This is a genomic window from Schnuerera sp. xch1 (assembly GCF_019931165.1).
Classification (GTDB): domain Bacteria; phylum Bacillota; class Clostridia; order Tissierellales; family Tepidimicrobiaceae; genus JAIOUP01.
This window is the reverse complement of record NZ_JAIOUP010000021.1, coordinates 1-12,957: the sequence shown is the minus strand read 5'-3', so window position 1 is coordinate 12,957 and position 12,957 is coordinate 1. Positions and strand designations below refer to the sequence as shown.

11 protein-coding genes are annotated in these 12,957 nt (G+C 31.8%); all 11 read right to left on the bottom strand.

The features are described 5' to 3' along the window. Window positions 1-3: 3 nt before the first annotated feature. Entirely contained in the window at window positions 4-996 is a 993-nt protein-coding gene (gene iolC / locus K8M07_RS11555; protein ID WP_223379079.1) for a 5-dehydro-2-deoxygluconokinase, read from the bottom strand. A gap of 91 nt (window positions 997-1,087) precedes the next feature. After that, the gene (locus K8M07_RS11550) at window positions 1,088-2,137 is read right to left on the bottom strand and encodes an ABC transporter permease (RefSeq protein ID WP_223379077.1); all 1,050 of its coding nucleotides are present in this window, start codon (window positions 2,135-2,137) and stop codon (window positions 1,088-1,090) included. Between the two features lie 14 nt (window positions 2,138-2,151). After that, window positions 2,152-3,678: a sugar ABC transporter ATP-binding protein gene (locus K8M07_RS11545; RefSeq protein ID WP_223379075.1), complete on the bottom strand. Its 1,527-nt coding sequence runs from the start codon at window positions 3,676-3,678 to the stop codon at window positions 2,152-2,154. Between the two features lie 86 nt (window positions 3,679-3,764). After that, complete coding sequence (locus tag K8M07_RS11540) at window positions 3,765-4,697, bottom strand: substrate-binding domain-containing protein (protein ID WP_223379063.1); 933 nt, start codon at window positions 4,695-4,697, stop codon at window positions 3,765-3,767. A gap of 767 nt (window positions 4,698-5,464) precedes the next feature. After that, complete coding sequence (locus tag K8M07_RS11535; RefSeq protein WP_223379061.1) at window positions 5,465-6,457, bottom strand: LacI family DNA-binding transcriptional regulator; 993 nt, start codon at window positions 6,455-6,457, stop codon at window positions 5,465-5,467. 101 nt (window positions 6,458-6,558) lie between these two features. Further along, entirely contained in the window at window positions 6,559-7,578 is a 1,020-nt protein-coding gene (locus K8M07_RS11530) for a Gfo/Idh/MocA family oxidoreductase (RefSeq protein ID WP_223379058.1), read from the bottom strand. A gap of 499 nt (window positions 7,579-8,077) precedes the next feature. Then, complete coding sequence (locus K8M07_RS11525; RefSeq protein WP_223379049.1) at window positions 8,078-9,187, bottom strand: ABC transporter substrate-binding protein; 1,110 nt, start codon at window positions 9,185-9,187, stop codon at window positions 8,078-8,080. 14 nt (window positions 9,188-9,201) lie between these two features. Beyond that, complete coding sequence (locus K8M07_RS11520) at window positions 9,202-9,975, bottom strand: ABC transporter ATP-binding protein (protein WP_223379046.1); 774 nt, start codon at window positions 9,973-9,975, stop codon at window positions 9,202-9,204. Window positions 9,976-9,980: 5 nt separating this feature from the next. After that, window positions 9,981-11,024 carry a FecCD family ABC transporter permease gene (locus tag K8M07_RS11515; RefSeq protein WP_223379044.1) on the bottom strand — a complete coding sequence of 348 codons (1,044 nt, stop codon included), beginning with the start codon at window positions 11,022-11,024 and terminating at the stop codon, window positions 9,981-9,983. Between the two features lie 54 nt (window positions 11,025-11,078). Then, entirely contained in the window at window positions 11,079-11,423 is a 345-nt protein-coding gene (locus K8M07_RS11510) for a winged helix-turn-helix domain-containing protein (protein ID WP_223379133.1), read from the bottom strand. A 132-nt stretch (window positions 11,424-11,555) separates the two neighbouring features. Then, a complete protein-coding gene (locus K8M07_RS12730; RefSeq protein ID WP_263282544.1) occupies window positions 11,556-11,684 on the bottom strand; it encodes a hypothetical protein in 129 nt (42 codons plus the stop codon). Window positions 11,685-12,957: the final 1,273 nt, after the last annotated feature.

Below are 12,957 nucleotides of genomic sequence, written 5' to 3'. Positions count from 1 at the left end.
TTTTTATTTACCATAATTTTTTATGAAATCCTTAATTTCATCTAATAGAGGCATGGCGTCTGAACAGCTATGGCTTGATACTACAATAGCAGCAGAGGCCGCTCCTAATTTCATGGATTCTTCTATGCTCAATCCCTTCATCAGTCCATATATAAATGCGCCTGCATAAGAATCTCCTGCTCCAAAAGTTTTTACTGGTGTTACTGGAAATACTGCGCCAGTTATTGCTTCTCCTTCTTTTGTATAAGCAATAGAGCCTTCTTTTCCATGTTTAATAACTACAATCTTCGTATTATAATCAAACCATTTCTTAGCAGTAGCATAATCATCTTTATTTTCTGGATTAGTCAACATTTCCATCATATCGAACTCTTCTCTGGTACCTATTATTACATCACATTTTTCTGCTGCTAAATTATAATATATGGAAGTTTCCTCTACTGATTTCCATGTATAGGCCCTGTAATCTATATCAAAAAACACCATAGTGTTATATTTTCTTGCAAATTCCAAACATGCAAAAACTGCTTCCCTTGAAGGACTGGCTGCCAAGGCTGTCCCCGATATTAATAATACCTTTGCATTTTTTATATATTCTTCATTTATATCATTAACTTCTACTTTTAAATCTACTGCATTGTCTCGATACATGGTTATACTACAATCATCTGGAGACTTTACTTCTAGAAAGGCTAGTCCAGTCTTTGCTCCAGATTTATCTACTATTACATTGGAAGTATCTATATTTCTATTTCTAAGATAGTTTACAACAAATCTACCTAAAGGATCATCCGCTACTCGACCTATGAATCCGGTCTTCATTCCTAAGGCTGCCATAGCAACGGTAATATTTGCTGGTGAACCACCTAAATATTTAGTAAAAGTTGTTGATTCTTCCATAGGCCTATTTATCTCATTTGGGTTTAAATCCACTGCTGCTCTACCTATGGCTATAAAGTCCATACCTGCCTTTTCTTTAAATTTTAAATTATTCATACTATCTCCTTTCTATAACATTTGTCAATTAAAATAATCCTTCAAAATTGCAATACCATCAGATATATAAATATATATTTTTACTAAAATCTTAATTCTTCTTTTTATGTTTTCTCATATCTACAATAACTGCACCTACAATTATTGCTCCTTCTACTATTTGCTGCCAATAAGCTTGGACACCAAGCAAAGTTAAACCATTTCTAAGGACACTGAGTATTAATGCACCTATTACAGCACCACCTATTGTTCCAATACCTCCAGCATGGCTGGTTCCACCTATGGTTGTAGCTGCAATAGCCGTTAATTCATATCCTGTAGCTGCTCCAGGATGCACACTTCCTACCCGACCTGCAAATACTAAAGCTGCAACTCCATACATAAGTCCAGCATACATATATATAAGTACAATATTCTTTTTTACATTCACACCTGAAACTTCAGCCGCATTAATATTACCACCTATAGCATATATGTTTTTCCCAAAACTAGTATAATTTAATATGACCCAGGTTATAATTATCATAATGCCATATATTAGAACGGGTATAGGTAAGATTCCTATTTTATCTCCTAAAAAAGTAAACTGGGGTGTAAGCTGGCTAATTGGTTTGCCCCCTGTATACATCAAAGTGAATCCCCTTGCAATTGTAGTCATACCAAGAGTTGCAATGAATGCAGGTATTCCAGTAAAGGCTATCAATCCTCCATTAATAGTGCCAAGTATACCCCCAATACCAAGGGCTACTAAAATAGGGATGATTAGCGGCAATTCCCCTATATTTGGATAAAATTTAGATGTTGCATTGGCAACCTGTCCTAAACTAGCAGCTATTATTCCTGCTAAAGCTAATAATGAGCCTGCTGATAAATCAATACCTTTAGATATAATAATTAAAGTTAGTCCTAAAGACATTATTCCAAAAATAGCAGCCTGAGTTAAAACATTAAATATATTCTTGGAAGACAAAAACTTTGGTTCTATTATCGATATAGTTACTATCATCATAAGCAATACAAAGGCTATACTATATTTTTTCCATATCTCTGTAAATGCGAATTTCTTCTTTACGGTATCAACATTTTGTTTACTAATTTTCGTATTCCCATTTCCATTTATATCTTTTGTATTCATATCCATAGACTTTCATCTCCTTACATATATTCAGCTTTGTCTTTCATGATTTGTCCCGTTGCATAATGCATAATTTCTTCCTGGGTTAAGTCTTTTGAATTATTTAATATACCTGCTACCCGTCCCTCATACATTACCATTATAGTATCGCTCATCCTCATCACCTCGGGTAACTCAGAAGAGACTAAGATAACACTTTTCCCTTGTTCTGCGAGAGTGCTAATAAGTTTATATATTTCTGCTTTTGCGCCAACATCAATACCTCTAGTAGGTTCATCCATTATGAGTATTTCGGGACTAGTCATTAACCATCTAGCGACAAGTACTTTCTGCTGATTTCCACCACTAAGGTTTTCCATCCTTTGATATATTGATGGAGTTTTTATTTGGATACTTTCCACATACTCGTTTACATCCCTAATAGCTTCTTTATGATTAAATAATCTAAACTTATTTTCATACTTGAATAGATTAGCTATAGTTATATTCTGAAAAACCGTTAACATTGGAAATATTCCATTTAAACGCCTATCTTCTGTTAAAAGAGCCATTTTCTTTCCTTTTGCCTCCTGTGGGGTACGAACATCGACTTCCTTCCCATCAATTTTTATTTGCCCATATGTTTTTTTCCTTAGTCCAAACAAAGTTTCAATCAATTCAGTTCTACCTGCACCTACCAGTCCAGCAATTCCAAGTATTTCTCCCTTTCTTACTTTGAAAGATACATCTCTAAATGCACCTTCACTAGTCAGGTTGTCAACTTCTAATTTAATATCACCAGTATCACATTTAACTTTTGGATATAATTCGTTTACATTTCTTCCAACCATCATTTTTATCAAAGTAGGAGTATCTATATCAGACACTCTTTCGGTACCAATATATTCTCCATCCCGATAAACAGTAATTGTATCGCAAATTGTAAAAATTTCTTCTAATTTATGAGAAATATATATTATAGATTTACCTTCTTCCTTCAACTTTCTCATAATTGTAAATAATTGATCTATTTCTTTATTTGTTAATGCAGATGTAGGTTCATCCATAATTATTAGTTTTGCATTATAGGAAATTGCTTTTGCAATTTCTATCATTTGAATTTTGGCTACTGATAAATCAGCCATTAAGGTTTTAGGGTCTTCATCTAAATCTATTCTTTTTAAAACTTCTTTGGTTATTTCATACATCTTATTATGATCTACAAATCCAAGTTTAGTCTTGGGTTCCCTACCTAGCCAAATATTTTCCATTATAGACCTATGTTCAACAGGTGAGAGTTCCTGATGAATCATTGAAATCCCCATTCTTAATGCATCAGCTGTAGTGTAATTGTCTATACATTCACTCTCAAATACTATCTCTCCAGAGGTTTTCTGATATATACCTATTAAACATTTTACAAGGGTTGATTTCCCTGCTCCATTCTCTCCAAGTAATGCATGTATCTCACCATATTTTACATTTAAGTCTACTCCCTTTAATGCTTGGACACCCGGAAATGTTTTAACGATATTTCTCATCTCTAAAATGTTTTTATCTTCAGTCATAATCATCCCTCACTTTATTAATATGGGATAGAGAATACTCCCATCCCATATTAATTAAATTTCCAAATAATAAATAACTATACTATTCATTGAAAGTCTGAAACATTTTCAGGAGTTATCAATACGAAATCAATCCATCTAATGGGATCTTGCTCATTGCCCTTTAATGCATTATGAACCGATTCTATTGCTCCATGACCTTGTCCATCAGCATCTTGAAGAACTGTTGCAGCCATTTTTCCTTCTGCAACCATATTTATAGCATCAGGAATTGCATCTATTCCCATTACGATTACATCATTTCTTCCGGCAGTTTCTAGTGCATTAAGAGCTCCTAAAGCCATTTCATCATTATTGGCAAGTATTGCATTTAATTCATCTGCATAAGCTGTTAACCAGTTTTCAGTTATGTCCATGCCCTGATCTTTTTGCCAATTTCCAGATTCTTTTGCTAAAACTTTTATTCCTGGATATTGGCTTAATATTTCTTCATTTCCTTCAGTTCTCTTTACCGCCCCTTCATTGCTTAATATCCCCATTAGTATTGCAACTCCACCTTCTTCCCCCATTAATTTAACTAAATACGTTCCTTGGAATTGTCCCGCCACTATTTCTTGAGAACCAACGTAAAACACTCCTTCCGGAATATCTCCTTCGCTAAATGGATTTCTATTAACATATACCAATGGAATACCAGCCTCTGTTACAGCCTTAGTTATAGGGTCCATAGCAGATGTATCTACAGGAACAACTATAATTGCATCGACACCCTGCTCTATCATGGCATCAACTTGATCCTGTTGTTTTATCACGTCCTCCTGCGCATCTTGAATATCAATACTATAGCCATATTCCTCTGCCTTTTCCTTGGCAGCATCAACTATATAAGTTTGGAAAGTATCGTTCATATTATTAATGGCATAACCTATTTTTACATCTCCGTCGCCATCTGTAACTTCTCCTGAACATCCAGTTGCAACCAACATTAACAATAACATCAGTGCTAAAATTTTTTTCATTGCTTTCCCTCCTGTTTTTTTGGTTAATAGATAAATAATTAAGCTAATTTTTGTATGTTATGACATAATAATAAATCATGAATCTCCTGTCATTTGCAAACGTTTGTCACATCTTTTAAAATAAACAGACTAGTATTCTATAATAATTTATGTATTATTTGGAGTAAAATTTCTATGGATTGCTTTCTATAAAGCTTTATTCAAAAGGCTTACAACTTGGACTTATAAATATATCCTCCTTTTTAAACCTCCTTATATCAATATTTGAGCCTTTGAATAAAATACAACAATTACAATAACATTGCTATATATTATTAATAATTTATTATAGAATTATTTATAACCTAGTCTTATTTCCCTATAAAAACCACTTTGCACATTTAAAATTTTAAAAAATTAGCAAACGTTTGTGTTTCATTATATTATACGATTTATAAAAGCGTATGTCAATAAAATTTATTCAAATAATTTCAAATAGTCTGAAAACCCCTCTGCTTAAAGCTACTAAAAACAATCTTTGAATACACATTGAAAATTTTTTACTTTTTTAGGAAATTCATGTTTGACTATGTTTAATATCATTAAGATTTTCCTAGACTTTTACTTCTATAGAATTTAGATAATAAAAATAGTCAGTAATCTTGTTTAAATATAATTAAAATAACCATTCAAACAGTACTACTGACTTTGAATTAAATATAAAATACTATAAACTAATGCACTAAAATCTAATATATCTATATATAATTACAGAAATAGATAATTAGTTATCTTGTAGTATTTCTTACTACTAACTTTGGTTCTAGTATAATGCTTTTACACGTTCTATCTTCTCCTGCATGGATATCATCTATTAAAATTTCCAATGCATACTTCCCTAATTCATATTTGGGCTGATGTATAGTAGTTAGCTGAATTTGAGGTAATTCTGCATAAAAAATATCATCAAACCCTAGTACTCCTAACTCTTCAGGAATACTGAAATCATGAGTAGTAGCATAATCTAATACCCCTAAAGCAATAACATCATTCCCTGCAAAAATGGCATCAATGTTTTTATCATTATTTAACAATTCTTCTGCTAATATATATCCACCTTTTGCTGTAAAATCATTATATAAAATCAATTCCTTATCAATTGGAATAGCACGTTCTTTTAATGCGTGAATATACCCCTGTACCCTCTGCATATTAGTATAAGAATCTTTAGATCCTCCTGCGAAGGCAATATTTCTATATCCTTGCTTTAATAGATATTTAGTACCAATATAACTACCTCTTTTATTATTCACTCCAACAAAACTGTTTCCATATGCAGGTCGTCCTTCTAATAGAATATACGGTACATTAATTTCATCTTTATATCTACGCTCTTCTTGATCCTTAGAAGATTTTAATATTATTCCATCTACTCGTTTTTGTTGTAAAGTTCTCAGGTATTCTTTCTCAATTTCCATATTCCAATTTGTAATACATAAAAACACTGTATAACCGTTCTCATTAGCAGTTTCAATTATTCCCTCAGTAACTTCCCCAAAAAATGAGTTGGCTATATCTGGAATTATAACCCCAATTGTATTAGTTTGTTTTTTTACTAATCCTCTTGCCATATCATTAGGTTTATATCCCATCTTTTTTGCTTCGTCTATAACACGTTTTCTAGTTTCACTACTCACACCAGGTTTGTTATTCAAGGCTCGAGAAACTGAGGAATAAGATATGCCTAATGATTTTGCAATATCTTTTATAGTTACGCTCATACTCTAATCTCCTTATCCAAAGAACTTCTCATAATACTTCTTGCCTTTATTACACGCTTAAAAATATATTATGTTTTATAGAAATACTTAGTTTAAAATGCTTATTTCATTTTAATAACAGTTCGTTTATCTACTGCTTCTTTAGCTGAAAAAGCCCACTGGACTGCCTTATATCCATCTATAAGACCTACAATAGGTTGAGTATTACTTTGTATACAGTTTGCAAAATGTTGAATTTCAGCTTCAAAGGTTGGTTCCCAAAATTCAAAGAACCATTCAATACATTCGATACTTGCTCCATCTTTATTAAAAGAAACCACCTTATCCTTATTTGGAAGGGTTCCCATTCTAAGAGAACCTTCAGTTCCATATATCTCTATTTCAACATGATATCCATATGTACAACTTCTAGAGGTTTCCATTAAACCCATAACTCCATTTTTAAATTCTATAGAAATAGTACAATTATCTATATCATTAATTTCTCTTAAACCCTCATAAGCGAAGACGCCGCCTATACCAAAGATAATACCTGCATCTGAACCAATAAGCCATCTTGCTAAATCATAATCATGGGTTAACATATCAAATACTAATCCACCGCTAGTCGGACTAAATTTAATAATATATTCTGCCATAGATGCTGGGTCTCTATTTACCATTTTAATAAGAATTGGTTTACCTATAAAGCCTTTATCAACTTGTTCTTTCATTTTTATTAAGGATTTATCAAATCTACGATTAAAACCTATTTGAAATATGTTTACTTGATATCTTTCAACTATTTCCTTTATTAAATCGATTTCCTCCAGAGTCATTCCAAGAGGTTTTTCACAAAATATATTTTTTATACCAGCTTTAGCAGCATTGCATATCATTTCACAATGAAAGGCTGAATTAGAAGCTATTACCACACCATCTAATTCCTCTATACTAAGCAATCCCATATAGTCTAATGTAGCATAATCTGGATTCATTTCTATTTTTATATCATCTAATTCTTCTTGAACTGCACTACATATGGCAGTTAACTCTGCATTAGATATCTTATAGTGGATATTAATAGCATGGTTTCTCCCTAATCTTCCCAGTCCTATAATGCCAAGTTTTACTTTATCCATAAGCAAACCTCCATTTTATATTATATTTAAAACTTATAATTATTATAATTAGAGAGCTTATTGTCATTTCAGCATAATTACCTTAATTAGTGAATTTATACTCATAGGTATTAGTATTAAATATGTATATAGATTATGTTTAAAATATATCCGACTATCATAATTAAGATACGACTTTTCCTTTTTTTATCCTAGAATTATTTTCTAGCAAACGTTTGTGATGTTTGTTATATTATACGACTTATAAATTCCTGTGTCAATGAAATTTTACATCATCTATTTTAAATGATAAGAGAAAGTATCGTAATAAATCTTGCTTATCTTATCATCCTAAGTTTGGTAATATAAAAAGTTGGATTCTTCAAGCTTGTTACAAGATAATATCTCGTTTATTATACTTGCCCTAAGAATAATTTGTACACTTATTGATACTATAACTACAATAGCTGATATTATAAATCCATGGAGTATAGGTACAAGAAAGAGAACTTATTGTAAATTAATGTCTCATGGAGTTTTCCAAAAGTTCATCTAATTCCTCCTCAGTCAATTGATAATGATAGAATTTGTCGTAAAATTCCTTTACTTCTTCTTCCATATTATAATCGAATATCTCTGGATATAGTAGATTCCCTAACCATTTCACACCTAATATTCTGTTAACAGATGGTGGTCTATCAAACCAACTAAAAGGTCTATTTGGTATTTCATATACTTCTCTATCCTTAACAGCATCTATATCTCCCCATGTTGGATCCTCAGATATTTTAGAATAATATCCTCCTCTCTCATCATCCCATGATATTATTACTTCAGGATTCCAGGAGATCAGCTGTTCTATAGATACTTTTGACTTCCCATAATCTCCTTCTACAGCTACCTCAGCCACATTCTTGCCCCCTACCATATCTATGATTTCAGCATGCCAAGAACCAGAAGGTTCAGTTTCTAGTCCATTAGGCCCTTCTGCATAATATACACGTACTCTATCTTCTTCATTTATTTTAGGCATGTCTTGTTCTATAGTATCCATAGTCTCTGTGCAATATCTTGCCAACTCTTCAGCAATAGATTCTTCTCCCATAACCTTACCTAAAATTTGATAGGCTTCATCCAATTCGTGCATATCTGAATCCAATACAATTACAGGTTTACCCATTTGTTGTTCCAATTCTTCTGCTTTTGACGCTGAATTGTCATCTACATCTTCCATCATTATTAGTACATCTGGATTCATTTTTAAAATTTCCTCTATATTTATAGAATTTTTGCCTGCACCACCTAAATTAGGTAGATCATGATATTTTTCTGATATAAATCTTTTTTCTCCTTCACTTAAGTCATAATTCCACCCCACCATCTTATCTGGATTTAAAGAATATAGAAGAATTGTTGCTGTAGGTTCAGTACTAAAAACCTTATCTGCTTGTTGTGACAGAGTAATAGTTCTTCCTGACATATCTTGTATTTCTATATCATTTTCAACTTCTGTTACTTCATTATCTATAATGTTATCATCTTTACTGACCACTCCGTCAGTATTGCATCCAGCCAGCATGGATAATATTATTGTAAGGATAACAAATAAAGAAATATTTCTTTTTAACATTTCTATCTCTCCTTTCAAAATACGGGTAAACACATCTTCATCGTTTTATTCTTTGATGGTAACTCTACAACTTTTAAGTCTACATTATATAATGATTTTAAATCACTTTCCTTTAAATTTTTATTTGGATTGTCTATCTCAATTACACCTCCATCCTTTACTAATAAAGCCTTAGTTCCATACAAAAATGCATGTTCTGGAAAATGAGTAGCCATTATAACAGTAATCTTCCTACTCGTACATCTTTTTAACTGTTCTAACATAATCATTTGATTTCCAAAATCCAAATTATTTGTCGGCTCATCCATTACTATTATTTTCGATTGTTGAGCTAAAGCTTGGGCAATTTTTACTAACTGTTTTTCTCCACCACTTAATTGAGAATAGGTCTTATCTTTAAGATGTGATATTTTAAGAGTCTTCATAGCTTCTATTGCAATTTCTTCATCTTCTTTAGATGGCGAAGAAAAAGAACTTATATAAGATGTTCTTCCCATCAAAACTATATCCAAGCTACTATATTGAAACATAGAACTAAAGGTTTGAGGTATATAACTTATTATCTTTGCTCTCCTTTTCCAAGACCAATGTTTAATATTTTCATTGTTTATCACTATATTTCCCTCGTAAGGCTTCAATAAACCTATTATAGTTTTTATTAAGGTAGACTTTCCTGAACCATTAGAACCCAATATACAGATTATATCTCCAGCACCTGCAGTAAAATCTACATCTTGTAAAACCATTTTATCCTTATAACCACAACTCAATTTTTCAACCTCTAACATAGATATCAACTCCTTTTCTTTTTTAACAGTAAAAATATGAAAAATGGAGCTCCTATTAAAGATGTTAATATTCCAATAGGTATCTCTACTGTTGTAAGAGCTCTCGCCATATCATCAATTAATAGTAAATACGAACTTCCTAATAGGATAGTTGTAGGCAACAGTATCCTATAATCTGGCCCTACTATCATTCTCCCAAGATGCGGAATTACTAACCCTATCCATCCAATTACGCCACTTATAGAAATAGAAGCAGCAGTCATTAGAGTAGAACATATTATTACAATTATTCTAATTTTACCTATATCTAAACCCAATGTCTTGGCTTCATCTTCATTTAATGAAAGAATATTTAATTTCCATCTTAAAATATATAATGGAATCACACTCAAGGTTATTGGTACAAAAACCTTGTTTAAATCCCTAGATATTACATTAGATAAGCTCCCCATAAGCCAAAAGGTTATAGCTGGCAATTTATCTTGTGTATCAGCAAGATACTTTATCAATGAAGTAAAAGAAGTAAATATAGATCCTATTAATACTCCTATAATTACAAGGCCAATCAAAGGGTCATCTTTAATTTTTAAACTAATTAAATATACCAATGCTACTCCAGCAATACCAAATACAAAGGCTGACATCTGTATACCAATGGCACTAAACGATAAAAATATTCCTAAAGCAGCTCCAAATGCAGCTCCAGCTGAGACCCCTAAAACATCAGGTGAAACTAGAGGATTTTTAAACATCCCCTGGTATACCGCTCCTGAAACAGAAAGAGATGCTCCTACTAAAACAGCTGCAATTATGCGAGGAAATCTTACTTGAAAAACTATTGTTTCAATGGCATCCGGCCAGGTTTTAGCTATTGGAAAAACTTTTGATAAAAAAATTTTAAAAAGCATTCCAACAGAAATAGGATATCTTCCAATAGTAAAAGATAAAATAAAAATACCAACAAGAATACCCATAAAGAAATACATAGGACTATATTTCTTTTTTACATTTATTGATTTAATCGCATTTTTATCATCTACAATCTTCACAGTAGTCCCTCTCCTTCGTTATTCTTTCGTTAATATAACGACGTCAAAAAAATATTAGATATCATCAAAATACTTTTTATAAAGTTCTTCCATACATTTTTCTGACTCTCTACAGAATTCTTCATAAACTCTTGTTAAGACTTCTCCCTTGGAGGTTAAATAAGATCCACCTCCATTTGCACCACCCGTTTCTGTTCTTAAAAGTGGATATCCTAGCATTTCTTCCGCTCTTTTTATAATTATCCAAGCTTTGCTATAAGACATGTTTAATTTCTTTGCTGCCTTATTTAAACTTCCTAATCTATCTACTGTTTTTAACAATATACACGGGCCTCTCCCAAATACCTTTTTCCCATCATGAACAATCCAAAATCTGCTTTCTAATTTCAAATCTTTCACTCCTCGACAATTTTGTTTTATAGCTGGAAGAAAGCTATCTTTCATAAAGGAGAACAAACCTCATCTACATCTTTTCCTGTCTCAAATTCAAGCCAATTCCTATGGTAATTGGAGCCATATCCCTATTGGTTCCTAAATTTTCTTTGCTAAAATAACATCTACTTCCAAAGGTTTTAATTGCCCAATTATACCACCATTGGATATATAGATATTGACATTATCTAATATTTTGTAAATACCCTTTGCATCCTCTATATCCACTCTTTATCGTAAAGTCTCCCAAAAGAAAAGGCTCGTCTAATAAGTTGAAAGTTTTTCTATTTCTAAAACTATTATCTTATATCCTTTCATAAACAATCCATGAACTACTTCTGAAACAATATATCCTTCGCCTCTTACGATTACAAGGTCCATTTAGTCACACCCATTTAAAACCATATTTCTATTTATAATAACCTAATCAATACCTTCCAGGCATTGTTTAGACTCTACAAAAGTTCCTTATCTGTTGTTTTTCTGCACTGATATAACAATTTCCTTCGGTCTATTGAAAGTGCTCTGTTTTTTACATTCTCCAATCTGTACAATATTTCTATATTTATCTGGATTTATACCTTCTTCTGTGCTAAACAATAATATTTTAAAATTTCTATAACTCTTTATCAAAATCTTTGACTTTAGGGTTAAATAGGAACCTGTCCATTTATACCATCAATTTCAGTTTCATACTTCCTGCTTCTAAGATATGTTATTCTAATTTTACCATATTGATAGATAGATTGGGAATTTCTTTCTCATATTTTACTACTCGAATTTCAGCCATAATATATGATGCTATTTCTTCTGATAAGATAATCGGTAGTTTCTCACTCTAAAAAATATTTTTTGTGTAGTCCTGTCCAAAACTAACTAATAGTTATACCAACTTCTAATAGTTCTTTTACTCTAATGATTTGGCGTCTTATAGATTGCTTATCATATCTCCCTTGGAGCACAAGATTTGTTACTGAATTTGTAATTATGTCTATATCTGCAATTTTTTACCCTTTCAATCACATGATTAGCATAGTGATCAGCATACATACATGACCTGCTGTAGCCCTACCTTGTCAATCTCTTTTTATTGCCTCACCTCCGCCAACACTTCCAAAATTCTGTAAAATGGATCATCGATTTCGTTAATATGTATATCAATATCAGCCTCCATTCCAGGTTATAGATAGCTGTTGTAATTATAATAAGCACTTTCTATTAGATCTTCTTAGTTTCTCATTCAATCCAAAGTTGTAATAGTTTTTGTCTCATCATCTATTAACTACAACTCTTTACTTTTTATGTCTAATCTAAGGCCCTGTATCTGAACTTTACATAATCTCCTACCTAATCTTATAAATATAAATAATTTTATTATTTTTTAAAATGTGAAAATTCTTGTATTCTTCTATCCCTCGCATAACTTATCCAAAGAACATTAACAGAAGTCCTGCTGCTACTGCTGAACCAATAACTCCTGCAACATTAGGTCCCATTGCAT